Annotated in this window: 30 protein-coding genes; 16 read left to right on the forward strand and 14 right to left on the reverse strand. The window is 62.9% G+C overall.

Annotated elements, in window-relative coordinates:
• Positions 1-717: 717 nt before the first annotated feature.
• Complete coding sequence (locus tag HT585_RS32070; protein ID WP_281410671.1) at positions 718-852, forward strand: hypothetical protein; 135 nt, start codon at positions 718-720, stop codon at positions 850-852.
• A 198-nt stretch (positions 853-1,050) separates the two neighbouring features.
• Positions 1,051-1,311, forward strand: a complete 261-nt coding sequence (locus HT585_RS08885) for a hypothetical protein (RefSeq protein ID WP_176352568.1) — start codon at positions 1,051-1,053, stop codon at positions 1,309-1,311.
• A gap of 113 nt (positions 1,312-1,424) precedes the next feature.
• Here HT585_RS08885 and HT585_RS08890 read toward each other — a convergent pair whose 3' ends face one another.
• Positions 1,425-1,829 (reverse strand): nuclear transport factor 2 family protein, encoded by a 405-nt coding sequence (locus tag HT585_RS08890; protein ID WP_176352569.1) that lies wholly within the window; start codon positions 1,827-1,829, stop codon positions 1,425-1,427.
• 376 nt (positions 1,830-2,205) lie between these two features.
• On the opposite strand from HT585_RS08890, the gene HT585_RS08895 reads away from it, so the two are divergent.
• Positions 2,206-2,406 (forward strand): hypothetical protein, encoded by a 201-nt coding sequence (locus HT585_RS08895; RefSeq protein ID WP_176352570.1) that lies wholly within the window; start codon positions 2,206-2,208, stop codon positions 2,404-2,406.
• Between the two features lie 238 nt (positions 2,407-2,644).
• Here the strand turns inward: HT585_RS08895 and HT585_RS08900 are convergent, their stop codons facing one another.
• Complete coding sequence (locus HT585_RS08900; RefSeq protein ID WP_176352571.1) at positions 2,645-3,226, reverse strand: BA14K family protein; 582 nt, start codon at positions 3,224-3,226, stop codon at positions 2,645-2,647.
• A gap of 412 nt (positions 3,227-3,638) precedes the next feature.
• Here HT585_RS08900 and HT585_RS08905 point away from each other — a divergent pair, with 412 nt between their 5' ends.
• On the forward strand, positions 3,639-4,061 hold the full coding sequence (locus HT585_RS08905) for a YciI family protein (RefSeq protein ID WP_176352572.1): 423 nt from the start codon (positions 3,639-3,641) through the stop codon (positions 4,059-4,061).
• A 241-nt stretch (positions 4,062-4,302) separates the two neighbouring features.
• On the opposite strand, the gene HT585_RS08910 is transcribed toward HT585_RS08905, so the two are convergent.
• The 4 genes from HT585_RS08910 to HT585_RS08925 all read right to left on the reverse strand — a co-directional run bounded on the left by HT585_RS08910 (position 4,303) and on the right by HT585_RS08925 (position 7,711).
• Positions 4,303-5,706 carry a metal-dependent hydrolase family protein gene (locus tag HT585_RS08910; RefSeq protein WP_176353243.1) on the reverse strand — a complete coding sequence of 468 codons (1,404 nt, stop codon included), beginning with the start codon at positions 5,704-5,706 and terminating at the stop codon, positions 4,303-4,305.
• A 347-nt stretch (positions 5,707-6,053) separates the two neighbouring features.
• Complete coding sequence (locus HT585_RS08915; RefSeq protein ID WP_176352573.1) at positions 6,054-6,659, reverse strand: hypothetical protein; 606 nt, start codon at positions 6,657-6,659, stop codon at positions 6,054-6,056.
• A gap of 310 nt (positions 6,660-6,969) precedes the next feature.
• On the reverse strand, positions 6,970-7,581 hold the full coding sequence (locus tag HT585_RS08920) for a helix-turn-helix domain-containing protein (RefSeq protein WP_246707608.1): 612 nt from the start codon (positions 7,579-7,581) through the stop codon (positions 6,970-6,972).
• Complete coding sequence (locus HT585_RS08925; RefSeq protein ID WP_176352574.1) at positions 7,571-7,711, reverse strand: hypothetical protein; 141 nt, start codon at positions 7,709-7,711, stop codon at positions 7,571-7,573. Before HT585_RS08925 ends, HT585_RS08920 begins: the two co-directional genes overlap by 11 nt.
• Before the next feature lie 250 nt (positions 7,712-7,961).
• Here HT585_RS08925 and HT585_RS08930 point away from each other — a divergent pair, with 250 nt between their 5' ends.
• Positions 7,962-8,615, forward strand: coding sequence for a S24 family peptidase (locus tag HT585_RS08930; RefSeq protein ID WP_176352575.1), 654 nt, complete (start codon positions 7,962-7,964; stop codon positions 8,613-8,615).
• A 431-nt stretch (positions 8,616-9,046) separates the two neighbouring features.
• On the opposite strand, the gene HT585_RS08935 is transcribed toward HT585_RS08930, so the two are convergent.
• Positions 9,047-9,295 carry a hypothetical protein gene (locus tag HT585_RS08935; RefSeq protein ID WP_077504998.1) on the reverse strand — a complete coding sequence of 83 codons (249 nt, stop codon included), beginning with the start codon at positions 9,293-9,295 and terminating at the stop codon, positions 9,047-9,049.
• A gap of 236 nt (positions 9,296-9,531) precedes the next feature.
• On the opposite strand from HT585_RS08935, the gene HT585_RS08940 reads away from it, so the two are divergent.
• The 7 genes from HT585_RS08940 to HT585_RS08970 all read left to right on the forward strand — a co-directional run bounded on the left by HT585_RS08940 (position 9,532) and on the right by HT585_RS08970 (position 13,729).
• Complete coding sequence (locus tag HT585_RS08940; protein ID WP_176352576.1) at positions 9,532-9,963, forward strand: hypothetical protein; 432 nt, start codon at positions 9,532-9,534, stop codon at positions 9,961-9,963.
• Positions 9,964-9,969: 6 nt separating this feature from the next.
• Positions 9,970-10,206: a hypothetical protein gene (locus tag HT585_RS08945; RefSeq protein WP_176352577.1), complete on the forward strand. Its 237-nt coding sequence runs from the start codon at positions 9,970-9,972 to the stop codon at positions 10,204-10,206.
• A gap of 286 nt (positions 10,207-10,492) precedes the next feature.
• A complete protein-coding gene (locus HT585_RS08950; RefSeq protein ID WP_176352578.1) occupies positions 10,493-10,924 on the forward strand; it encodes a GNAT family N-acetyltransferase in 432 nt (143 codons plus the stop codon).
• 169 nt (positions 10,925-11,093) lie between these two features.
• A complete protein-coding gene (locus tag HT585_RS08955; RefSeq protein WP_176352579.1) occupies positions 11,094-11,627 on the forward strand; it encodes a putative immunity protein in 534 nt (177 codons plus the stop codon).
• 35 nt (positions 11,628-11,662) lie between these two features.
• Entirely contained in the window at positions 11,663-12,283 is a 621-nt protein-coding gene (locus HT585_RS08960) for a C39 family peptidase (RefSeq protein WP_176352580.1), read from the forward strand.
• 202 nt (positions 12,284-12,485) lie between these two features.
• A complete protein-coding gene (locus tag HT585_RS08965; protein ID WP_176352581.1) occupies positions 12,486-12,890 on the forward strand; it encodes a heme-copper oxidase family protein in 405 nt (134 codons plus the stop codon).
• A gap of 185 nt (positions 12,891-13,075) precedes the next feature.
• Positions 13,076-13,729, forward strand: coding sequence for a hypothetical protein (locus tag HT585_RS08970; protein WP_176352582.1), 654 nt, complete (start codon positions 13,076-13,078; stop codon positions 13,727-13,729).
• Between the two features lie 297 nt (positions 13,730-14,026).
• Here HT585_RS08970 and HT585_RS08975 read toward each other — a convergent pair whose 3' ends face one another.
• A complete protein-coding gene (locus HT585_RS08975) occupies positions 14,027-14,428 on the reverse strand; it encodes a hypothetical protein (RefSeq protein ID WP_176352583.1) in 402 nt (133 codons plus the stop codon).
• A 144-nt stretch (positions 14,429-14,572) separates the two neighbouring features.
• Complete coding sequence (locus HT585_RS08980; RefSeq protein ID WP_173420391.1) at positions 14,573-14,746, reverse strand: DUF1328 domain-containing protein; 174 nt, start codon at positions 14,744-14,746, stop codon at positions 14,573-14,575.
• 202 nt (positions 14,747-14,948) lie between these two features.
• On the opposite strand from HT585_RS08980, the gene HT585_RS08985 reads away from it, so the two are divergent.
• The 3 genes from HT585_RS08985 (at position 14,949) to HT585_RS08995 (ending at position 16,294) form a co-directional block, all read left to right on the forward strand.
• Entirely contained in the window at positions 14,949-15,611 is a 663-nt protein-coding gene (locus HT585_RS08985; RefSeq protein ID WP_176352584.1) for a hypothetical protein, read from the forward strand.
• Positions 15,612-15,767: 156 nt separating this feature from the next.
• Entirely contained in the window at positions 15,768-15,998 is a 231-nt protein-coding gene (locus HT585_RS08990; RefSeq protein ID WP_176352585.1) for a hypothetical protein, read from the forward strand.
• Between the two features lie 14 nt (positions 15,999-16,012).
• The gene (locus tag HT585_RS08995; RefSeq protein ID WP_176352586.1) at positions 16,013-16,294 is read left to right on the forward strand and encodes a hypothetical protein; all 282 of its coding nucleotides are present in this window, start codon (positions 16,013-16,015) and stop codon (positions 16,292-16,294) included.
• Between the two features lie 79 nt (positions 16,295-16,373).
• Here the strand turns inward: HT585_RS08995 and HT585_RS09000 are convergent, their stop codons facing one another.
• From HT585_RS09000 to HT585_RS09020, 5 genes are all read right to left on the reverse strand, one after another.
• Positions 16,374-17,606, reverse strand: coding sequence for an RNA polymerase sigma factor (locus HT585_RS09000; RefSeq protein ID WP_176352587.1), 1,233 nt, complete (start codon positions 17,604-17,606; stop codon positions 16,374-16,376).
• A 25-nt stretch (positions 17,607-17,631) separates the two neighbouring features.
• Complete coding sequence (locus HT585_RS09005) at positions 17,632-18,135, reverse strand: YciI family protein (protein ID WP_246707609.1); 504 nt, start codon at positions 18,133-18,135, stop codon at positions 17,632-17,634.
• A gap of 51 nt (positions 18,136-18,186) precedes the next feature.
• The gene (locus HT585_RS09010) at positions 18,187-18,579 is read right to left on the reverse strand and encodes an MAPEG family protein (protein WP_176352588.1); all 393 of its coding nucleotides are present in this window, start codon (positions 18,577-18,579) and stop codon (positions 18,187-18,189) included.
• 531 nt (positions 18,580-19,110) lie between these two features.
• Entirely contained in the window at positions 19,111-19,590 is a 480-nt protein-coding gene (locus tag HT585_RS09015; protein ID WP_176352589.1) for a BA14K family protein, read from the reverse strand.
• A gap of 362 nt (positions 19,591-19,952) precedes the next feature.
• On the reverse strand, positions 19,953-20,273 hold the full coding sequence (locus HT585_RS09020; RefSeq protein WP_176352590.1) for a hypothetical protein: 321 nt from the start codon (positions 20,271-20,273) through the stop codon (positions 19,953-19,955).
• A 285-nt stretch (positions 20,274-20,558) separates the two neighbouring features.
• On the opposite strand from HT585_RS09020, the gene HT585_RS09025 reads away from it, so the two are divergent.
• Positions 20,559-20,909 carry a hypothetical protein gene (locus HT585_RS09025; protein WP_176352591.1) on the forward strand — a complete coding sequence of 117 codons (351 nt, stop codon included), beginning with the start codon at positions 20,559-20,561 and terminating at the stop codon, positions 20,907-20,909.
• Positions 20,910-21,237 lie beyond the last annotated feature (328 nt).

The raw sequence follows: 21,237 nt of genomic DNA on the forward strand, positions 1-21,237 counted from the left end.
ATCAACGTCGCGCAAACGCGCAGCGCTGTCCTTCAAGCAACAACGACACGCGAAGAGGGCACGCCCTTCCAAGAAGCCGAGAAGCACTTCAGGCGCGCCGGCCAATTCGAGAGAGAGAGAGAGAGAGAGAGAGAGACATCTGGATGGACAGCCGCGGGCTGCAACTGGCAGGAGCGCGATCGACCGGCTCGTGCCTCCAAAAATAAAAAAGGCCGCTTCGATTACGAAACGACCATCCTGAAATATCCTTAGCCCGCTTCCGGCAGAATGGCAACCCCTTCGAACAAAATTTGTTCTAGTTTCGTTCTTTTTTTGAATGGCGCCCGCCTGGCCAGGCACTGGGCAATCAAAGGCGCGTGACGTGCGCCGCTTTCTCGCGATTTTGGCTTGCCGACATCAGGCGTTGAATGCCGGGGCGCATCGCGCTGATCCTTGAGATTGTGCTGTCCACGAGAACTGGCACGTCACCTCATGCACCGGCGACGCTCGCAGACGCTGCCGTTCGCCCCATGCCGGGGTTGTGCGACCACGCATCAGCGGCAAGCCATCCTCAAATCTCGCCGGACATGTCCAACCTGCCCGGAACAACTGAAGCGCCACCTTCGTTGCCCTTTCGGATGAGCCTTCGCCGGCCCTGCGTATCGGTTAGGGATAACTTGCAGGAATTTGGTTGCGCGCGTCCGATTGTGCTATCATCGCTTCCGGGAGGAGAATGTCATGGAGAATTTCTTCGCACTATTCGCCGTTGTCATCGGTTCCGCCGTGCTGGGCCTTGCCCTCGCCTACGGCATGCGCCGCCAGAGAGACAGCCACCAGCCACCCAAACACGACGATGCCACGCTGAAATTCTAGACGCTCACGCCGTGCCTGTACCCTCCAGCTTGCGCACCCGCCGCCGCTTCGGCGAAGCCATGTCTTCGCCGCCAAGTCACTTCTGAGCCTGCCACCAACCCTCCGATCTGCGCCCAGCACGAACCTTTCACGGCCATGATACGGAACCATTCGGCCGTTTGCCGCTTACTCCTTGGCTACGATCAAGGAGATGCGACCATGCCCCGAACAACGCTGAAGCCACGCCTCATTCCGGATAACGAAGCCAACGACTTGCCGGACGTCCCTGCGGATCAGATCCCCGATGGCGCCGACCTGCCGCCGGCAGACCGGGGTCGCGTGCCCCCGGTGCCGAGCCGCGACGAGGCAAATCTCGACAACGACGAGGCGCTGCCGGATGACGCGGAAGAAGAAGCCCTTGGCCGCGATCCGTCGCGCCAGGCCACCCGCTTCGATGAAACCCTGCCCGACCCGGACTGAGGCAACGCCGCCTTCTGCGTGACACCCCGATCTGACACGCCCGAACCACAGCGTGGCAAAGCCGGCCCCCCGGCTCCGCCATCGCGCGCCCGCCCTTCACATTGCCTGCAAGTTCAGCTCTCGGCCGTCGAAATGGTGGCCGATGTCAGCGTTCCCTGGTGGAACAGCATCTGCCACCGGCCTGCCGTCCGCTTCCAGATGGAGGATCGCAGCGCCTGCCGTTGCGACCCGTCACCCGCCCGTCGAATGGTCCTGTAGGTCAGCAACACTGCGTCGGAACAGACCGGCGTCAGCGCAAAATCCGTCGCCTCAAGTTCACCTTCATCAGGCTCATCATCCTCTTCACAGAGAAGCTCGATCGTCTCTGCGCGATGGTACGTCGTTCCCGATGCGCCGAATTCCATGAAACCTTCGGCAAGCAGCGCCTCGACGGCCGCTCTCGAGCGGCGCACCTCGGGCCGATGCAGCGCCTCCTCGAGCGCCCGGATGTCATCAAGTTGGACAGGAAGATCAGCCATATTCCTCACGCCTTCTTTTGAGGGCCGCGCGCGCGCGTGCGCGTGCCCATGTCTGCGATGCGGCCAGGCATCGACACAAGAGCCAGGCCGGGCAATCCGCGCCAAGCTCTCTGCGATAGCGCACGCCGGCGCGCAAACGCCAGGCAAATGTCCGAACCCGAACACGGGACGCGGCGAGACCAGAGCGGTAAACCTTCGCTAACCAACATGCACCGCGTCCTGCCGTCCTCACGTCGAAATACGGCATCTGCCGTATTCCCGGCGGCTCATCCGCGCCGTACGTCCAACGACCCGCGTCGCGTCAACGCTCCGGCGGGTCGCCGCGGCCGAAACCCCGCCTGGGCCGAAACCATGTGTAGAAACCAAGGAAACAGCGATGAAGACAATCATCCTAGCCGCTGCCGCATCGTTCGCCCTGATGGCGAGCGCCATGGCAGCAACGCCCCCAGGCTCGACCCTGGACACCAAGTCTTCCAAAGCCGAGCGGGCACGCGCTACCGCAATCGAACTGGCGAAGGGCCCCAACCGGACGAGCAGACCGTCGCCGCCAAGCCACGGCAAGGGCTACTCGTTGTGAGCCGTCGCGCGGGGAACGTTCGCGTTAATGCCGCATGGCAAAGCCTCAATCCGCGGCGCGTCGTCGCGCTCATGACCGCTGCTTTGTCGGCTTGGCAATTTCGCCGACGGACACCGGAACTCCTCCGGCCGCAGGCGCCGCTCGAAGGCCAACTTTGACGGCGAGTACGGGAAGCACCCCGCGCATGCCCCGACAAAGACCCCGCCGATCGCAACCGATCGGCGGGTTTCGTCTTGCTTCAATAGTAAGGCGAGTAGCACTGCTGCCGCGGCCCGCCATAGGGCTGGAACGAATTGTCCCAGGCGCGGTAGGAGCGGTAGCGGTCATAGCACCAGCTGGTGTGCCGCGGGTTCACGCCGGACTCGACGCGCCGCGGCGGAGCGGCGATCGCGCCGCCGATGATGGCGCCGGCGCCGAAGGCTGCCAGCGGATACCACCAGCCGTCATTGTGGCGGCGATACCCGTCGCGGTAGCCGCGATAACCCCGGTGGCCATTGTACCAGCCATAGCGATATCCGCCGCTGCCCTGCCAGCCCGGCCGCGGGCGATAGCCGCCCTCCCAGTGTGGCCGTGGACGGTGGCCCCCGTCCCAACCCGGGCGCGGCCGGTACCCGCCGTCCCAGCCGGGACGCGGTCGATATCCACCATGGTTCCAGCCCGGCCGAGGGCGATGTCGGTCGCCGCCCCATTCGCGATACTGCACGCTCGTAACGTCGCTCTGCTGCCGCAGCTGAACGGCCGCAACCGGCATGGCATTCGCAGGCACGAAGCTCGTCAGAGCCGTCACCGCCGCAAGGATCACAATGCCTATCTTCTTCATCTCGACACCTATCCGTTTCGAATAGGCGCAAGCTATCCCCCTTCGACGTGAACCCATGGTGAATGCGCTCATCATCATATTAGCATGTAGAAACATGACGATGCCGACGACAGCTCGTCTCATTGACGAGCCACGAGGCCACGCCGGTGGCTCTTGCCGTCCGAAAGCCTTGCGAGCCGCGGTGGTCGATATATCTTTGCCGAGAGGCCTTCCCAGACACCGTCGGCGACACCACCTCAGCGCGCGCAGAGGCGGTGCGCAAGGTGTAGGCCGCCGCCTTGCGCGGGGTAGCCGTCGATACCGCTACGGCCTGCAGAAAAAAGTTTGGACGGATTGTCGGTCCCTACGTGGCCCGTTCGTCATTTAGGCATGAGGGGCCACTTCGGCCTTGTCGATCAGAGGAGAAAAGACCATGCGCGTGATAGTAATGGTGAAGGCGACCGAGGTCAGCGAAGCGGGCAAGATGCCCTCGACCGAGCTGCTGGAAGCCATGGGCAAGTTCAACGAAGAGCTGGTCAATGCCGGCATCATGCAGGCCGGCGAAGGCCTGCACCCGTCGTCCAGGGGCAAGCGCGTCGCCTTCGACGGCGCAAGCCGCATCGTCATCGACGGCCCCTTCACCGAGACCAAGGAACTGGTCGCCGGCTTCTGGATCTGGCAGGTCAAGGACATGGACGAGGCCATCGCCTGGGTAAAGCGCTGCCCCAATCCGATGCCCGGCCCGAGCGAAATCGAAATCCGCCCGGTCTTCGAGGCCGCCGACTTCGGCGACGCGCTCACCCCTGAAATCATCGAGCGCGACGACCGCCTGCGCGAACGCATCGGCGGCAACTGAGGCCGCCTTTCGGCCCAATGCATTTCGGACAGCCGGGGTTCCCAGTGAACCCCGGCTGTCTGCACCGGCAGCAGCCACGCCATCCTTCCGGTTGCACCGTTGCTATTTCTATCGGGCGATTACCCGGCGGCAAATCCGCAGGCGTCCGGCCGTGCGCAGTGAGCCTGTCGCACCTGTCTCGCAATCCCGTCCCGCACGACGACAGGGCAAGCGCCAACCGACATTCGGATGCGCCTGCGCCTCACTTCGCCAGCGTGTTCTTGTAGATGACCCCGTCCTTCATGATGATCTTGAAGTTGCTGTCGGCATCGGCCACCAGGTCGAGATTCTCCAACGGGTTGCCGTCGACGAGCAACAGGTCTGCAAGCGCGCCTTCCTCAACGACTCCGAGCTTTCCCGGATAGGGATTGCGTGGGCCGGAAAGCGCCAGCAACTGCGCATTCGTCCCGGTTGCCATGGAGAGCGCTTCGGCAGGCGTGTACCAGCGCTTGAGCGAGGCCAGGATCGCCCCCTGCTGCTGCGCCAATGCGCGGGAGAACAGCACATCGGTGCCCCACGCCGTCTTGATCTTGTATTTCTTCGCCAGTTCGTAGCTTCTGCCGATGCCGGGCCATACCTCATCGGCCTTGGCCCGCTCGACCGAACCTTTCGCAAAGCCTTGCCGCAGCAGCTCGGGAAGCGGCTGAAGGCTGAGCCAGATGCCCTTGTCGGCAATGAGCTTGGCGGTTTCCTCATCCATCAGAAAACCATGTTCGATACACTTCACGCCGGCTGCAATCGCTATTCTGATCGCATGCGACGTGAAGGCGTGCGCGGCGACATAGGTCCCCCAATTGTCGGCGATTTCCACCGCGGCCCGCAGCTCGGGCTCGGTAAAGGTGGTCACATCGAGCGGGCTGTGGGGTGACGACACCCCGCCTCCCGCCGTCACCTTGATCAGCGCTGCCCCTTGCATGAGCTGCTCACGGACCCGCAAGCGCACCTCGTCGGGGCTGTCGACCACGATGGCCCCGCCGACCTGCTCCATCCGGGCGAACGGGCCACCGATCACCCGCGGCAGCTCGGTCATCTGGCGGAAATCGCCATGTCCGCTGGTCACAGTGAGCATGGCGCCGGAAGGATAGATGCGCGGTCCCTCGACGATGCCGGTGTCGATCGCGCGCTTGAGGCCGAACACCGGCCCCCCCACGTCGCGCACGGTGGTAAAACCGCGCATCAGCGTGTCCGTCGCCTCGTCGCCGGCGACAAGATTGCTGAAGCCGACGTCGCCAAACGACTCTGCCGGAGTGGACCGCGCCAGCATTGCATGCCAGTGCGCATCGATAAGACCCGGCATCAGCGTGCGGCCGTTCCCGGCAATGCGCTGGGCGCCTTCAGCCTCGACAGGGTCTGTCGAGATCCGAGCGATCACATTGCCCTTGACCAGCACATTCGACGGAGCCGAAAGGGAGGTCGCTCCCTTCCCATCGAAGATGCGGACATTTTCGAAAAGCACATCGTCCGCCCAGGCTGCCGGGCAAGCGCCGAGCGCGAAAACTGCCGCAAGCCATCGTCTGCTGGACAACGGCACCGTGAACGCTGTGCGGACGCAAGCGTACGCGGCTACGGCGTGGGACAAGGCACGCGCCACAAACGTGGCTTTCATCGGCTCATGGGATGCGAAAGACTTGATACGCACGGCAATTCTCCAACCTGGACGAAGGGATAGGTCGTGGCACGAGAGAAAGTTGCAGTATTCATTGCGATAGGGCCGAGGCGCGAGCCGTCGCTCGTCCATGTCATTGCAAGGCCATGCCCGCAGCCAGGCCGGTCACAATGCGGTGAGAAACAATATCAACCTCTGCTTTCGGGAACAAGCAGACGTTGACGACGCAAGCCGCAACTCGCCTCGCTCGGGGAACCGAGCGAGACCTCTTCTCGAGCATCGTCCGGCCCCCACCTCAGGCGGTCGCTGCATCCAGAAGCGGCCGCCTACGGCTTTGTACCAGAAGTTCAAACCGCTGCCTTTTCCCTGGAAAGCCCGAGGTGCCAGTGCAGTTCGGTCAGGCCGCGCTTCAGCCAGGCCAGCTGCGGTTCCGGCATGGTGCGCAACACCTCGTAGTCCATGACGCAGACGTTGAAGACCGTGGTTTTCACCCGCGGCCCGTCCGGCAGCTTAAGGAGCACGCCCTCGAGTTCCATCATCCGGTTGGTCGCAGCCCTTGCTGCCCGCGTCCGCTCGGCGGTCGTCTCGCCTTCAAACCCTTTGACGCTGAACAGCGATTGCGCCCTGACGCTTGGAAAGGGAATGCCGGTCAGGCTGTAGTAGCGCGCCATCTGCCGGGCATATTCGTCGCCCGCCTCGCGCTCGTGTGCGGTCAGCTTACCGTCGAGGAACATCCGCCCAAGCGTGTAGCCGGCGAAGGAACTGCCCGCGTCCACGCCCTTCATTCCCGAAAAGTGTTGACGCTGCCGCGCCGCGATGGCGACCGAGCGCACTTCTCTTTCCGTTTCCCCGTGCTTGATCTGCCCGCCTGGATAGCGCGCGACGTCCGCCTTGCGCGGCCGGCCCGCCCTGCTTGACCGCTTGATGCGAAAGCGTTCTGCCTTGGATGTCATTGTGTTCTTCCTTCTGCTCGTCTGCGTTCCATTGCCCGTGCGCGTTCGCCCGAGAGTCGGAGCCCGGCTGCGGCGATGCGAGTGCTCGTTGTGTAAATGCCGGCCTGTCACCTCGTCATGCGCGCCCGGTGGTTGCGGCTCTGGCCAGCGCATCCCGCTGATGCGGGGCATTCCACCCCGGGCGACGGTTGGTGAGCCGCCGTCCCGGACGGGCGTTGAACCGCCGCTCCGGGGCGGAGGATCCCCTCCCGGCCGTCATGCTCATCCGTGCATCGGGCCCGATGCTCGCAACCAGCCCGGCCAACCCGCCTCATCGCTTCGCCCTTCCCTTGTTGACCGCGTGCAGCACGGACGTGTGGTCGCGCCGGAAGATCCGGCCGAGCGCCGGCAGCGACAGGTCCTCGCGCTCGTCATAAACGGCCGCCATGCAGCGATGGCGCGGCTCGACAAGGCGGCGCTCCCGGCGAACCCCGATCACATCGGCCCAGCCGATGCCCGGATAGGCCAGCAACACCTCGTCGACGATCTCGCGCACCGGCCGGCGGCTGAAGAGGCCGCCCTCGCCGTCTGCGCCCGCGCCACAAAGCAGTTGCGCCTGCGACAGGATGCGCGCTTCGGCGTCGGCGAGCGCCAGTTCCAGCTGCAGCACTCGCAGGCGCTGCGCCTTTACATGCGCGCTCAGTGCGCCGAGCAAGTCCTCCGGCGCGAGCGTCGCGTCGTTCTCCGGCGGTCGGGCCGCAGCGACCGGCGCATCGACCTCCATGCCGCGCGCCATCGCCACCCCGTCCAGTGGGGCGTTTGCCTCGCCGTCGCTGTTTCGCGCGTCGGTCGCCCCGTTCCCGGCGGCCAAGCCCTTCGGCCGCATAGTCGTGACCTGCCGTGTCTCCGGCCCCGCCGTCGAATGTCTCGTTTCAGGCTGCATGGCTTGCCACCTCCCCGGCAAAATCGATCGTCGAGCCCAAGGCCATGGCCTGGGCCACATCGTTTTCAAGCCGCGCGCGAAAAGCGCGCTGCTCCGCGGTCGGCTCGGCCGTATCGGGAAGGTCGATCATCCGGGCAGGGCACGCCCTCGGTCGTGACCGGGCCCGACGCACGGAAGCGTCCGACTCCAGAGGCCCGACCTCCGCAGGAACGCGCTGATCGGGCCACTCCTGCTTAAAGCGGCAACCGGAAAAATCGGCGTTGGAAGATGCGATTGACTGTTTGTTTCCGTTCATATCCTATCAGTAATAGGATATCGTCCGTTTATCAAGAGGAAAAATCCTATTGGACGCAGGAAGCGGAATCTGGGATGCCATTTCCATGGATCAATTGCGGCGCCTTATCCGGGAAGCAGTCGATGCGAAGAGGACGACCTACAAGGATCTGTCCATCGCGATCGGGAAGAACCACGCCTATATCCAGCAGTTCGTCGAGCGCGAGAGCCCGCGCGAATTGCGCGAGCGTGATGTGCGCGCCATCACCGACCTGATCGGCACGACGCCGAACGCGGGAGAAGCCGGCCAGCCCCGCAACACCACCGGCTTCAATCCGCAGATCGTGCCCGGCGAGCAGCTCGTCGGCCATCGCGATCTGCCGATCTTCGTTGCCGCCCAGGGCGGCGACGGCCACGTGATCGTCACGTTCGATGCGGTCGAATACGTCAAGCGCCCCTCGGTGCTCGAGGGCGTCAAGGGCGCCTACGGCATATACCTTACCGGCACCTCGATGATCCCGGCCTATGAGCCCGGCGACATGGCCCTGGTACACCCGCACCTGCCGCCGGCCCGCGACAAGGACGTCGTGCTCTATCACGTGCCGCCCGCCAACGATGCCGAGGCGATCATCAAGCGCCTGGTGTCGTTCAACGACCGGGAATGGACGCTGAAGCAGTACAATCCCCATCTGGAATTTACCGAGAGCCGGGTGGAGTGGTCCTTCTGCCACCGGGTCGTGGGCAAATACAGCGCCCGCTGACGCCGGGCACCATTGCCGGTCGGCGTTTACGCCTCAACTCCACGCCGCGACAACCTGAAAAATAACAGCTTCCTGAAGACGGCCTCAGCCCTGACGCTGCGTGATGCGTCAGACGTCAACACCACAATGCACGTGGCGCCACGGGCGGCCGAAATCGACCCATATCTTCCCTGCAGAAAGCTGCCGCCCGACAAAAAAACCCGAGAACCGGCGCGGCCCTCGGGCTTTTGCTTGAACATGAAGGCGGGCAAACACGGGGCGCGGGGTTGCCAGCACGACATCCGGGAAGCCTCAAGGACGCCGGCTGACCCCAGCGCCCGGCCCACCGCCCTTTGCGCGACACACACCACCACCCAGCCACCGAACACCGGCGACACGAATCGATAAACGGCTCCGGCCGGCAAAGCCGCCTCGTTCGATCGCCAATGCGCCTATGCGGCCATGACCTCCTGCATATCCGACGGCAGGTCACCGCCGATGAAAAGGATGGTCGCATCCTCGAATTCACCGGTCGACAGATCCCCTGCCCGGCTGAATGCGACAACGCCCACCTTGGTCGACGCCAGCCTTTCCGCCAGCCTGAGCGCGTGGTCTGCCCCGGTCGCCTGCACCGGAATGTCGGCGAGCAAGGCGCCCCGATTTCCCCGTGTGAAGCTCTGAACGACGAAGTAAGTGACCATGTCATGTTCCTCTCTGCCACCTGCAATGGCAGCTCCAAGCTGACTCAATCCCCCGAACAAAACAAGAACAAACTGGAGGATATCGACAGCTCCGTCAGAAAAATCCTGCCGCGCGTACATTTCCTATTGACCAAGATATAGGATTTTTCCTATCATGACTTTACCAATCGAAACAAGGGAAGCCGGATCCGCAACGCCTCCTGGGCCCGTGCCGCCTGCTTCGCCAGGGAGAAGGCATGAAAGTGACATCGACACGGGAAAGCAAACCTGCCGCCCCTCTCACCCAGAGCCGCGAGATCATTCTTGCGGTCACCACGCTCGGGCGCGGCCATTTCATCGAGGAAAGCGATTGCTTCGGCACCACCTTTGCCACCGCCGCCGAATGGCTGAAGGTCCATGACGGCGAACACGCCACCAGGCTCATCCGCTTCGATCTCGACGCCTTGCACGGCGAGGACATCTCCGAAACCATCGCCGACGCCTGGCTCGACGATTTCGATCGCACGCCGGATGACCAGCACCTGTTGCCCGCCTTCGTGCGCACGTCGCAGGCCTGGGAGCGCTGGTGCGCGGATTTCGAGGCGACGCCCGACGGCCATCGCCAGGCCGTCCCCTTCTGCCAAACGGGCCATGGCACGCTCAACCACCGCCAGCAGTTCGGAGCTTAGGCCCTGATGGATATCCCGCTCGACAAATCCGCCCTCTTCGCCGCCATGGAAGCCTTCTGGCAAACGGAAGCTGGCAACGACAAGGGCGTCGAAGCGGCGATCACAGCCTATCTCGACCGCATGGGCCTGGCCCCCTTCAACGAGATGGCCGCCCGCAGGCGCGCAGCCCTTGCCGCAGCCACCGCCCGGGTGCCGGAAAGCGGACAGCACGGCCGTGGTCGCCAGCTCGCGCCAACTGTTTGATCGCATGCCCGAACAATCAGCCATGGCAAAACGGACGATCGACCCTTAGAGCGCTTCAATTCTGAACGAAAGCGATTCTGTTGGCTGAATTTCCACCATTCCCGGCGGCGACCGTCTCGACCGTAGCTTCTGCTGCGCTCTTCGCCAACCGCATTGGTCCTGGCCTAAGTTCCTTCCGGCAGAATGCTTCCGTTCAAAGGTGAAGCGCTCTAAAGCTGAAAATCCCTGTACCCGCGACAGGGGCAGATTGATATGCGCCTCAGCGCAATTGTACTTGGAATCGTTGATGAAAATCAGAAGCGCCACCCTTGCCGACGTCGACACTTTGGTCGCCCTCGATACGATTGCTGCTCACGATCCCGAGCGCCGGCACCATATCAGGTCGTGGATCGAGGCTGGGTGCTGTTACGTCGTCGAGACGAGCGGCTCCGTCGGAGCCTATGGCGTCTTGGCCTACCATTTCTTCGGAAACGGATTCGTCGAAATGATCATGGTCGCGGAGCGCTTTCGTCGCCGGGGCCTTGGTATGGCGCTCGTCAAACATTTCACAGCCGTCTGCTCAACGCCCAAGCTCTTTGCGTCGACAAACCTGTCCAACCGGCACATGCAAGAACTCTTGTGCGCCGCCGGCTTTTGCACCAGCGGCTACATCGACAACCTTGACGAAAACGACCCCGAAATCGTCTTCTGTTTTCATGCGACGCAGTTGCGCAGCTGATGCCCGATCCGTGAGTTGATAGCTCAAGACGTATAAGATGCGCTGGCATCACAGTGCCGGAATGCATCTTCATCTTGCGGATACCTTTTGCACCCGGTCGCAAGACCATCGCCCCAAGGCGGTCGGCGACATTCTTAAACGAGAGCCCTTCGCACGCGGAAAGCAGAAGATGCCCGCCGAAACGCACACGCCGCTTTTGAACGAGGAAGATTTGCGCCAAATCGCGCGCTGGGCTGCCGCTTGCGCCGAACGCGCCCTGCCCCTTTTCGAGGCGAAGGCCCGTGGTGATACCCGCCCGCGCGCCGCACTTTTAGCCATCGCCACCTTTGCGCAGGGCGGCGCGCGAACCTCAGCACTGCGCAAGCTTGCCTGGGCGGCCGGTCAGTCAGCGCGTGAGGTCGGCGATCCCGCAGCCTCGGCCGCCGCCCGCGCGGCAATGGCTGCCGCCGGATCCGCCTACACGCATCCGATCGCAACCCCTCATCAGGTCAATCATATCCTCGGGCCGGCCGCCTACGCCGCGCGAGCCGTAGCGCTCGCCGCCGACGACCCGTCCGGCATGCTTGAAGCGGAGATCCGCTGGGCAACCTCGCAGGCGTCGCCGGAAGTCCGCCAGATCGTGCAGCGCATGCCGGCGCGCGCGCCGAGCAACGGTCAGTTCCATGCGCTGCTCTACCGGCTTGATACCGGCCTGCGCACATGACAACAGTTCCATCGGCATCCGACAGAGAAAGCGGCATGGAAATTGTAGATTGCACCGTCCCCTATTTCAGCCAATGGGAAAGCCCTGAGATGACATTGGCGGTTCTGTCGGAGGGCGCGCGGGCGCTTCACCGCGATCCGCTCTGGCGCAATTCGGGCGCCGAGACCATTGAGGAATATGCGCGCTGGGCGGTGAATGTCTGCGGCATGGCCTGCCTGAAGATGATCCTGGCCGCGCGCGGCGAGTTGCATCCCATTCTGTCGCTGGCGCGCGGCTGCACGGACTACGGCGGCTATTTCGTCAACCAGGCCGACGCCTCGATCAAGGGGCTGATCTATGCTCCCTTCGTGACCTATGTCAGCGAGCGCTTCGGGCTTGGCGCCCAAACGCTGACGAATATCCCGACGGCGGACATTCCCGAGGTGCTTTCCGCACACAGCTTCTTCATCGCCTCGGTCAGCAGCGCAATCCGCTGGCCCGAGCGCGAACCGCCGTCGAAAGGCGGCCATCTCGTGCTGGTCACGGCCGCCTCACGGCAGACTATTCGCTTTCACAATCCTTCCGGCCATGACCGCGCCAATCAGGCCGATGTCGTCATGCCGCTTTCCACCTTCGACCGGTTCTTTGCCAATCGTGGTATCGCCGTCAGCTTCTGATGGCGCGATGCGCGCCCAGAGCATGTCGCGCAAAAGTGTGCCGCGGTTTTGCGATAACGACATGCGCAAAAACAAGAACTTAAAGCGCGCCAAGCGATTCTCAAAGATCGCGACGCGCTTTAAGTACCCAATAAAGGCAGGCAGCATTCATCCGCAGAAATGCTAATAATCAAGCGGGGCAGCAATAGAGGGGAGTTGTTCGATGCCGCGCCTAGCACAATTGTACTTCAAGACCGCGATCATCTTTCTGATCATCGGCATAGCCATGGGCCTTCATATGGCCATCGGCCAGGATCACAGCGCGATCGGCGCCCATGCGCACGCAAACCTTCTGGGATGGGTGACGATGGCGATCTTCGGTGGCTATCACGCGCTGAACCCAGCCAAGGCGCAAAGGCGTCTGGCGATGATCCAGTACTGCGTCTACACCGGCGGCGTCGCACTGCTGGTGCCCTCGCTTTATCTGATGCTCACCGGAAGCCCGCAGTTGGAGCCGTTGGTCGCCATCGCGTCGATCATCGTCTTCATCGGCGTCTTGCTGTTCGCCGCCATCATTTTCGCCAGCAGCGAGACCGTTTCGCGCTCGACGGCCGTGCCGTCGCGCTAGCCACAGACGCGAGCAATCGCTCCATCGGCTTGGCAAGGCCGGGCGTTCTCTGTTGAGCGCCCGCTTCCAGGTCGCGGTGCGTCGCATTGTCGACCGCAAGGTCGGTCTCGGTGCCATCCTTCATCCTCCTCTCCACCTGGGCGCCGTCGTTCCGACGAGATGACGCGCCCGCCGGCAGATTCACCGTGTCCGACAGCAAAAACAAGGACAAGGCCCGCCGCGCAGACGTGCCCACCGGTCTTGCCGGCCGACGGCTTGCGGGAGGTCGCCACGTGCTTGACGCCGACAAGGTCCCCTCGACACCTCCCGAAACTTGGCGCAATCTGAAGGTTGATGTTCGAGAGGATTTCATGATCAGGTTTACGCGAAAGAGTGGAACCCCTTTGGATCTCGAGGCGAGCCAGGTGCTGCGCATCCGCAAGACGGATCCGCGCCTCGACGACGATCTCGGCAACACGCTGATCAATGCCGGCCAGACCTTTTTCGTTCAGGAAGACTCGACGGCCGTCGCCGCCGCCGTCAAGGCCGAGCTGCCGTCGCTCTATCGTTTCACCCACCGCCTGGGCGCACCGGTCTGGATCAATGTGCATGCGGCCAAGGGGCCGATGCCGCTGGCACCCAACCACCATGTGCCCGGCCTCAGCTCGTCACTCGATATCGGCGGCAAGCGCCAATATGTCCGCGAAAGCCCGGAAGAGGTCAGAAGCGCGATCGCGGCCGCCGGCGGCGATGTCCAGCCGATCCCCGAAGAGGGTCTCTGGGTCCAGGGAAGAGAGACGCTGCGGGAAATTCTCGGGAGCCTGGAGGCCTGGGACGAAGAACTCTCGACGCTGGAATAGCAGCACCCGGCACCTTCCGCAGCGCGCCCCGGCCGCACCCGCCCTATTTATTTCATCAAGCGTACCGGAATCGCCGAATCGGACCTTCCCCAGCCCAAGGGCGGCATAGTATTTACCGTACCGCGCAGTACGTTCCTTTATGGACTGCGCTTCCCCGCACCTGAGCCATTTTGGGTGCTTGCTTGCCCCGCCATCGCGCGGGGCTTTTTCTTCCGCGGCAGAGCCCTCGGCCCGGACCCTTCGGCCCAGAGCCTTTCCGGGAAAGCTTGCGCGACTTCGCCCTTGGGCGAGAACGCTCTAATCGACCTTGAAGACGTCATCGCCGACGAAGACGATCACATATTGACCATCGGCAACCGGCTCCCGCGCCCACTCAGAAAGCTGCTGCGAATAAGGCTCGCTTTTCCAGATATCGGGAAAGTCCGGATCGACCAGCACCGTGATCTGCGGCCCCTGTCTATAGATCATCATGTGCGAGCGCGCTGGATCCCATTCGGGTCCGAGCCGCTCGTCCGTCATCCAAAGACAGAAAAAATCGCGGCAAAGCTGCGGCCTGAAATCATAGATCCGGCAGCCATGCCCCTCGATACAGTTCTCACACCACGCATTGGCCGGCTTTGCCAGCGCATCGATATCGGGCAGCCGGCAACAGAGTGTGCAGGCGCCGCAGGCGCGATCGGCAAGTGAGATCTCATTCATGCGCGCGTCCGTACCATCTCGCTCACGGACGCGACAGAAAATTCGATCTTATGCCCGCGCAGCTATGCGCCCGCGGGACAAGGGCAGACGCTGCGCAAGGCAAAAACCGTCGGCCTCGCCACCCTCCTGGCCATGCCGCATACGTCAGACGATGGCGCTTCCGGCCATGAACGCCAGTACCAGGAAGATCAGGAAGACGATCAGGGCGATGTAAAAGAGGATCTTGGCGATGCCGGCCGTCGCCGCCGAAACGCCGGAAAAGCCGAGAAACCCGGCGATCAATGAAACCACGAAGAAGATAAGTGCCCATTTCAGCATCGCGATACCCCTGTTTTCAGTTGTCGCTACGGAAAGTCGAATCCGGGCAAAAGGTTCCCGCCCGCGTGGCAGCGCCGCTAGGAACCTATCGTCTCGACCTGGTATTAGTCAGCAATCGGGACCGATACTCAGATAAGGCTAATGTCCCGGCACGGCCCTGCATTGTAGGATGCGCCCGTTGGTTGCGACCTTGGGGGCGGCAATGTTTCTGCAACGAACCGAAATTCGCGAACCGACGATCGAGATCAGGGAGTTTGCGGGCGAAGGCAAGGTCGAAATCGACGAGCGCATCCTTTTCGACGACAAGGATTCGCATATCGTTGTCCTCCTGGAGATCCTGGCTGGCGACGTAACCTTCACGCTGCGCGGGCCGGAAGTCGAAAACCTGGCCAAGGGCTCCGATGATCGCGTGCGGCTCTATGTCATGCCTCCCGCCCGCCGGGCCTATGATGCCTTTCTGGAGATCCGCGCCAGGGCCGGCAGCCGGTTTCGCGCGATGATCGCCCGCATCGGCAGCGCTTTTGCCGCCGCCTCCAGTGAATTGCCCTGCCGCGCCTGCAAGCAGATTTGCAAGCTCCTGGTGTCCACCGTGCTTGCCACCGTCGGCGTTGCCGACCTGCAAGACCTCACCCCGGGCGACCTCCTGCAGATCACCGCCGAGCAGTCATATGAACTCGACGAGGGGCTCGGTCATGCCGGCATCCACGGCCCGCTGGCCGAGGGCCCGATCGGAACGTTCCTTGCCCTGTTTGCAGACAACGTCAGGAGCGTTGTCTGGTCCTCATTGCAGACTGCGCAGCAAGTCTTCCAGCCCTCCGACAGGATCTACACATTCGCCTGCAGACGCCTCGGTAGCTGCCCCTGACACCGCGTTACCCTGACACGGCGTTCCAAGGTCACACTTGAGCCGCCCGCCGCCAGCGTCGTTCCTCCCATGCAACCAGATTGCCCCTCCGGCAACGCGAAGGCCGCTTCCAATTCCCGGCAAAGCTGATCACCATCCGGCACCGGAGGCCCGGATATGATTCGACTTGCACGCCTGCTCCTGATTGCGCCCCTTGCCCTCGTCGCCTCATGCGTTACCGGCATCTCCGAGGACATGCTCGACGCCGGCTGGTGCCGCAGGATGGAGGCGGCAAAGGCTGACACTGACGACAGGGGCCGGCGCAACCTGACCCTTGCAATGCTCAAGCACGATTGCGAGCGCAAGCTGCGCGCGGCGGACAAGAAGGCTGCGCATCGCTCACCATGAGTGCGGGTTGGGGAATGCAGGTTGGCGACTACCGGTTGGCGCAGGAGCTTGGGCTCGCCGGCGGCATGCGCATGAGGGGTGACGACCGCAGGAAAAAACCTCGCCTACCGTTCCCGGTAGACGAGGCGTTGTATTTCCATCCGCGGAAGGACCCGATCCGGATGGCCGATCAGGAAGCAAGCGGGCCTTCGTACTTGCAAATGAAACGCCGGCCCGTCGCTTTGGTTCCAGCAACACTGCTGCATAATTCCTTGGATCGGGATCGATTTGACGAGGAAATTCTCCTGCAAGTTTAAATTGTTACCGCGTCCCTCGCGCGTCATGTTTGACGCATGGCGCTATCGCCGCGCGGGTCATCCGGCGCCGCATCGCCCACTATGTCTGCGCGCCGAGGCGCGCGGCGCGCTGCCGCAGGAAGGCGGCATCGGCTGGCGACCCGGCAAGGGCGATTGCCATCGCATAGGCCTTGGATGCGTCTTCCGCCTGCCCCATCCGCGCCAGCAGTTCCGCCCGCGCCGCATGATATGGCTGGTAGTCGCGAAGCTCGCCCGCAAGCGCGTCGAGCGAGCGCAGCGCCGGCTCCAGCCATCCCGCTTCGCAAAGCGCCACTGCCCGGTTGAGACGGATGACGGCCGTCGGCTCCAGCCGCAGCAGGCTGTCATAGAGGAGCACGATCTGCGCCCAGTCGGAGCGCTCCCCCTGAACGTGGCAGGCGGCAATGGCCGCCTTGATCTGGTATGGTCCCGGCGCCCGGCGTCGCATGGCCGTTTCGATCAGCTCGAGACCTTCATCGATCTGTGCCCGGTTCCATTTCGCCCGGTCCTGTTCCGCGAGCGCCACGGTCATTCCGTCCGCATCCACGCGCGCCAGGCAACGCGCATGGGTGATCAGCACGAGTGCGAGGCATCCCTCGATCTCGGGATCTCCGGGGCGAAGCCGGTTCAGCAACCGACACAGAAACAGCGCCTCCTCAGCCAGATCCCGGCCCTGCCCAGGCCCTGCGGCGTATCCGGCGGTAAAGATCAGATAGATGACGGCCAGCACCGATTGCAGCCTTTCGGCCCATTGCTCCTGCGCCGGTACGGCATAGGGTATGCGCGCCGCCGCGATCTTGGCCTTGGCGCGCGAAAGCCGCTGTCCCATTGTCGGCTCCGCGTCGAGAAAGACCCGTGCGATCTCCGTGGTCGACAGGCCGCCGATGGTTCGAAGCGTCAGCACCACCTGCGACTTTGCCTCCAGCGCCGGGTGGCAGCAGGTGAAGATCAGCCGCAGTCGTTCATCGGGGATATCGTCGGGCTCGTCGGCAGCTTCGCCCCGTGCCAGCGGCTGCATATCCTTCATCTTGCGCGCTTCGGACCTGTTTTGCCGGATGCGGTCGATCGCCTTGCGATAGGCGGCTTGCAGCAGCCACCCATGCGGCGCGTGCGGCACGCCGTTGCGGCCCCAATGGGAGACGGCCGACACCATGGCGTCCTGCAGCGCATCCTCGGCGAGCTGGAAACTGCCGAGGCGCGCGATCAGGGCTGATAGCAGCCGCCCCCGGTCATTGCGAACCAGGCCATCGAGAGCCCTGGTCGCTGCAACGGCACCGGAAGCGGCGGAGTGCATGTCACTCACCCCCTGTGATTGCTTGTCACTCACCGCCGGGATTGTAGGTCATCAACGGGCGGACCTCGACCGTGCCCCAGGCAACCGACGGCACCATGGCGGCGTAACGCAGAGCGCTGTCGAGATCGGCAACCTCGATCACGTAGTAGCCGCCCAGATGCTCCCGCGTCTCGGCAAAGGGGCCGTCCATCGTCTCCACCTTGCCGCCGCGCATGCGCACCGACGTTGCCGTCTCGACGCCCTGCAGCCCCTCGCCCGAGACCAGCACCTGATCCGCCTTCATCCGCTCGTTGAGCGCGAAAAAGCCGCTCATCATCGTGTCGAACTCCGGCGTGCCGTAGGGCGGCTCCACCTTGGGGTCGTTGTAGATCAACAGCATGTATTGCATCTTTTTGTCTCCTGCCGTTGCGGTTATGGCGGTTTGTGCCTGCAGCGGCAACGTCGCTGCGATGGTGAAGATGAGCGTGGTCAGCAAAAGAGCGCTGCGCCGATGAAGGCGAACGGACGCGCCCCGAAAAATCAGGGTCATGAGAGGCTCCATACTGTTGGCAAGAGCATTTCCAGAGGAAATGCGAGGGGTCTAGAACCCGGTGAGGATTCGGATCAGCGCGATCGAAAGAACCGCAACGGCAAGCATGTTGGTGCCGTTGCCGAGGTAACGCAGCGGGTGCCCGGCGTTGTCGTTCGGCAGGCCGAAAGGATGGGCAAGCCACCCCACGAGCAGAAGGATGCCGGCGGCATGCAGCCACAGCGCATCGGTGCCCTGGGCCTCCGCGAGTAGCATCAGGACAAGCGTGAGCGGCACCCATTCGATAAAGTTGCCATGCTGGCGGATCCTCTGCAGCAGCTTGGGATCGCCGCCATCGCCGATCGAGCAGCTGAGAGCCGTCCGGGCGGAACTCACCCTGATCCAGAGAACGAACCAGATTGCGATGAGCAGAAGCGCATAAAGAGAAGTCGTCGTCAGCGTCATGGGGTTATCACCGGTTTGATTTGCTTAACGGCCCAAGAACGCAAGCCGCCGTCGGATTTCGACATGGCACCGAAATATTTTTGAAAGAATTGGAAAAAGTCTCGCAAGACGCTGCCGCCCACGAAAGCACCCTGTCGAGCAGGTGCCACGTGCGGGGCCGGCACCTCCCAGACATGTTCATGCACTGGATTGCTTCTATCGAGCGGGAAGCACCGAAGAATGGCTTGGTTGCAAAAGCCTCGCTGCAAGAAACGACATTCAAAAAATAAATTTTACAATCAAAGGCTTAAAGAGAACATACACACGGAATGCGGTCATCTGCGCAAAATTGCCGACCGCACCACCGAAGTCAAGGGCTCGAGGCGGGCGCCGCCGGGGCCCCTGTCGTACCCAACAGGTCAAAGCCGGGTGCCGCAGCCTGGTGCGCCAGCCTCCGTTCCCATCGCCCGCGCGTCCCATAAAAAGACCCCACCAACCGGAAACGGTTGATGGGGCCAGACAGACCGCTTGATGGTGCACGGTCAAGAAGCATCAATAGTAGGGCGACATGCACTGCGCCCTCACCCCTGCCCTTGGCACATAGGTATTGTCATAGGGCCGGTAGCTGCGGTAGCGCGACAGGCACCAGTCGACATGGGCCGAGCTGTATTCGCTCGGCTGCGGACGATACTGAGGCTCGCGATACTGGGGTTCACGGTACTGGGGCTGCTGGCTGCCGATCGCCCCACCGATGATCGCGCCCGCCCCGAAGGCTGCCAGCGGATACCACCAGCCGTCATCGCCGCGGCGATAGCCCGGACGACGATCCTCGTAGCCACGATAGCCATTGTGCCAGCCGCGTCGCCTGTCGTTCCTGTCCCAGCGGCGGTCGTCACGGCGGTACTGCACGGTCTGGACGTCCGCCTGGCTGATGACCTGGTCCTTGCTGATAACAAGTGTCGCGGCCTGCGCAGGCACAAGACCGGCAACCGCCGTTACGGCGGCGACGAATGTGACCATCATCTTCTTCATTGATATTCCTCCTGAAACCATCGTTTCGCATGAAGCATGAAGACGAAACGCCACCGCTTGCCATTGGTTCCTGAAGGATCGTCTATGCGGCAGGCCGCAGCGACGGGTCCGCGGATCCACGCGGTCGAGGCAGCACGCCATGCGCCGCCATCGGCGCGCCGGCCTCCGGCCGCCATTTTGCGGGACGCCGAAGAGGGTTCGATCTCAGAGAAGGATGCGCAAGCACGCTGAAGGTTTTTTGGGCGCCTGCGCCGTCATGACAGACACCCCCAGCAGCCGCTCGGGCCATGCCGCGCGACAGTTCGCCCGTCAGCCGTTGCCGGCCTTAAAGCGGAGAGTTCCGCAGCTTCGGTGCCATCGGCTTACTTGATTGTCACGCCCAATGTGGGAGAACCTTCGGTCGACCAGCACGAACAGGGTTCGCCCGCCGGACCCGCGCCATAGCTGCACTGCTTTTTCGGGGTCTTGCATTGCCTTGGGCTGCGCGCATCAGCCAGCGCTTTTTGCTCGGCCGCGGCTGCAGCCTTGGCCTTCTTGCCGGTGGCTGGCTTCGATTTCGCCTTCTCGGTCAGCTGCGCTTTTTCTATTCCAGCCCGGCCATCGCCGGTCGGGCCGGTTTCGCTGCAAGACGAAACGAGCAAAAGGGCAGCAACGGCAAAGGCGATTCCGGTGAAGATCTTCATGAGATATCCGGTAATCCGACAGCCGCGAACTTTCAAGATGGGTGACGCTTAGATTTGCCCCCCTGGCAGCGCGCACCCACACGCTTCGATTGAGACTGTAGCGCGCTTGTCACGGCAAACGCGATTTTGGTGCCACCATGCCCCCGCTCCCTATTGACGCCGGGCGGCAAGAACAGCGTGAAGCGCCGCCCACAGGCTTGAACACACCCCTGGATTGATTTATCTACAGGGGCAGCAACTTACAGACCTGAGCCCGCAATGAACCTCCGCCTACTGGCGACAAGCATGGCGATCGGATCGCTGTGCATGATTGCCCTCTACCTGTTTGCGCCACGCACGCCCCCATCGGATGCCGAGTTCAAGCAATCCGCCGCAACCTTCATCAAGCGCCCCGGCGCAGCGGAAGAATGGGTGGCGATCTGCCGACCGCTGCTGATGCCGCAATTGCTGGAAGCCAAACATGAGGGCGCCCTGCTCTCGACGCTAACCGCCGAGGCAGAGGACGTTTGCCGCCGCTTTTCGAAGGTGGTCGCTGACGGCCGGCTGACGATGATCGAAATCAACAGCCATCAAGGCCCGCTTCCATTCAAGGTCGTGGAGGATGCGGAGCGCCGCCCGCCGCCTGCCGGGAGGTAGATGCGCAGGTGATCCCTGCGGCACCAGCGGCGCAACGATAACGCGGTGGCCCTTCCGCAGGCCAAGGCAATGGGGGCAAAGATCGTGTTGCGCCGATTTCTGGGCCAACGAAAAAAGGCAGCCGTTTCCCCTGATCTGAAGATCCGGAACCGGTTCCCAAAGGCGTCCGCAGAGCACGCTTTCCAGGCAAGATTATCCTGGCGATTTTCTGGACGAGATTAGAACGTGAACTGAGGCCAACACTTGCGCTCTCTTGAAGAGAGCAAATTTCCGCAGAGATGTAATTTTGGAAATGAATCAGCGGCTTAAAGAAGTTTTGGTGGGTGAT

Source organism: Ensifer oleiphilus, assembly GCF_013371465.1.
In the GTDB taxonomy this organism is placed as follows: Bacteria; Pseudomonadota; Alphaproteobacteria; order Rhizobiales; family Rhizobiaceae; genus Ensifer; species Ensifer oleiphilus.

What these genes read in the sequence shown, in the direction of transcription:
- HT585_RS08980 (WP_173420391.1), bottom strand. Translation starts at nt 14,746, where the DNA reads ATGCTGAAATGGGCACTTATCTTCTTCGTGGTTTCATTGATCGCCGGG.
- HT585_RS08930 (WP_176352575.1), top strand. Translation starts at nt 7,962, where the DNA reads ATGGATCAATTGCGGCGCCTTATCCGGGAAGCAGTCGATGCGAAGAGG.
- HT585_RS08950 (WP_176352578.1), top strand. Translation starts at nt 10,493, where the DNA reads ATGAAAATCAGAAGCGCCACCCTTGCCGACGTCGACACTTTGGTCGCC.
- HT585_RS08885 (WP_176352568.1), top strand. Translation starts at nt 1,051, where the DNA reads ATGCCCCGAACAACGCTGAAGCCACGCCTCATTCCGGATAACGAAGCC.
- HT585_RS08915 (WP_176352573.1), bottom strand. Translation starts at nt 6,659, where the DNA reads ATGACATCCAAGGCAGAACGCTTTCGCATCAAGCGGTCAAGCAGGGCG.
- HT585_RS08920 (WP_246707608.1), bottom strand. Translation starts at nt 7,581, where the DNA reads ATGCAGCCTGAAACGAGACATTCGACGGCGGGGCCGGAGACACGGCAG.
- HT585_RS08965 (WP_176352581.1), top strand. Translation starts at nt 12,486, where the DNA reads ATGCCGCGCCTAGCACAATTGTACTTCAAGACCGCGATCATCTTTCTG.
- HT585_RS08945 (WP_176352577.1), top strand. Translation starts at nt 9,970, where the DNA reads ATGGATATCCCGCTCGACAAATCCGCCCTCTTCGCCGCCATGGAAGCC.
- HT585_RS08910 (WP_176353243.1), bottom strand. Translation starts at nt 5,706, where the DNA reads ATGAAAGCCACGTTTGTGGCGCGTGCCTTGTCCCACGCCGTAGCCGCG.
- HT585_RS09020 (WP_176352590.1), bottom strand. Translation starts at nt 20,273, where the DNA reads ATGAAGATCTTCACCGGAATCGCCTTTGCCGTTGCTGCCCTTTTGCTC.
- HT585_RS08905 (WP_176352572.1), top strand. Translation starts at nt 3,639, where the DNA reads ATGCGCGTGATAGTAATGGTGAAGGCGACCGAGGTCAGCGAAGCGGGC.
- HT585_RS08960 (WP_176352580.1), top strand. Translation starts at nt 11,663, where the DNA reads ATGGAAATTGTAGATTGCACCGTCCCCTATTTCAGCCAATGGGAAAGC.
- HT585_RS08990 (WP_176352585.1), top strand. Translation starts at nt 15,768, where the DNA reads ATGATTCGACTTGCACGCCTGCTCCTGATTGCGCCCCTTGCCCTCGTC.
- HT585_RS08955 (WP_176352579.1), top strand. Translation starts at nt 11,094, where the DNA reads ATGCCCGCCGAAACGCACACGCCGCTTTTGAACGAGGAAGATTTGCGC.
- HT585_RS08935 (WP_077504998.1), bottom strand. Translation starts at nt 9,295, where the DNA reads ATGGTCACTTACTTCGTCGTTCAGAGCTTCACACGGGGAAATCGGGGC.
- HT585_RS08995 (WP_176352586.1), top strand. Translation starts at nt 16,013, where the DNA reads ATGCAGGTTGGCGACTACCGGTTGGCGCAGGAGCTTGGGCTCGCCGGC.
- HT585_RS09025 (WP_176352591.1), top strand. Translation starts at nt 20,559, where the DNA reads ATGGCGATCGGATCGCTGTGCATGATTGCCCTCTACCTGTTTGCGCCA.
- HT585_RS09005 (WP_246707609.1), bottom strand. Translation starts at nt 18,135, where the DNA reads ATGACCCTGATTTTTCGGGGCGCGTCCGTTCGCCTTCATCGGCGCAGC.
- HT585_RS08895 (WP_176352570.1), top strand. Translation starts at nt 2,206, where the DNA reads ATGAAGACAATCATCCTAGCCGCTGCCGCATCGTTCGCCCTGATGGCG.
- HT585_RS08985 (WP_176352584.1), top strand. Translation starts at nt 14,949, where the DNA reads ATGTTTCTGCAACGAACCGAAATTCGCGAACCGACGATCGAGATCAGG.
- HT585_RS32070 (WP_281410671.1), top strand. Translation starts at nt 718, where the DNA reads ATGGAGAATTTCTTCGCACTATTCGCCGTTGTCATCGGTTCCGCCGTG.
- HT585_RS08900 (WP_176352571.1), bottom strand. Translation starts at nt 3,226, where the DNA reads ATGAAGAAGATAGGCATTGTGATCCTTGCGGCGGTGACGGCTCTGACG.
- HT585_RS09015 (WP_176352589.1), bottom strand. Translation starts at nt 19,590, where the DNA reads ATGAAGAAGATGATGGTCACATTCGTCGCCGCCGTAACGGCGGTTGCC.
- HT585_RS08925 (WP_176352574.1), bottom strand. Translation starts at nt 7,711, where the DNA reads ATGATCGACCTTCCCGATACGGCCGAGCCGACCGCGGAGCAGCGCGCT.
- HT585_RS08940 (WP_176352576.1), top strand. Translation starts at nt 9,532, where the DNA reads ATGAAAGTGACATCGACACGGGAAAGCAAACCTGCCGCCCCTCTCACC.
- HT585_RS09000 (WP_176352587.1), bottom strand. Translation starts at nt 17,606, where the DNA reads ATGCACTCCGCCGCTTCCGGTGCCGTTGCAGCGACCAGGGCTCTCGAT.
- HT585_RS08975 (WP_176352583.1), bottom strand. Translation starts at nt 14,428, where the DNA reads ATGAATGAGATCTCACTTGCCGATCGCGCCTGCGGCGCCTGCACACTC.
- HT585_RS08890 (WP_176352569.1), bottom strand. Translation starts at nt 1,829, where the DNA reads ATGGCTGATCTTCCTGTCCAACTTGATGACATCCGGGCGCTCGAGGAG.
- HT585_RS09010 (WP_176352588.1), bottom strand. Translation starts at nt 18,579, where the DNA reads ATGACGCTGACGACGACTTCTCTTTATGCGCTTCTGCTCATCGCAATC.